Below are 385 nucleotides of genomic sequence, written 5' to 3' on the forward strand. Positions count from 1 at the left end.
CCTGACCACCGTGCGGCAGCCGATGGTGCGGCTGGGGGAGAAGGCCGTCGAGCTGCTGGTGCGGCGGCTGACCGGGGAGCGGGAGGCCGAGCCGGTCTCCCTGATGCTTCCGGTCGGCGTCGCCCGCCGGGCCAGCTGCGGCTGCGCCGACGAGGAGACGACCACCGGCTTCACGGACCTCTGACGGGGCGGGTCCTCTGACGGGACCGGTCGCCGGGCGGTCCCGCGACCGTCCGCCCTCCCCGGCCGCCCGTCACTCCGCAGCGGCACGAAGGGCCGGAGCGCCACCTGTTCGCCGCAATGAGCCGTTACTGAACGGCGGTTGTCCGTCCCACCGTGTTCTGCGCGGCGGCCGCTGCGAGCACCGTGTCGGCCAGGTCTGCGG

1 protein-coding gene is annotated in these 385 nt (G+C 75.1%); it reads left to right on the top strand.

Going from position 1 to position 385, the window contains the following annotated elements; translation table 11 throughout:
* A partial coding sequence (locus RM572_RS29610) for a substrate-binding domain-containing protein (RefSeq protein ID WP_311676419.1) occupies positions 1-184 on the top strand: 184 nt, incomplete at its 5' end.
* Positions 185-385 lie beyond the last annotated feature (201 nt).

Source organism: Streptomyces hazeniae (assembly GCF_031845485.1).
In the GTDB taxonomy this organism is placed as follows: Bacteria; Actinomycetota; Actinomycetes; order Streptomycetales; family Streptomycetaceae; genus Streptomyces; species Streptomyces hazeniae.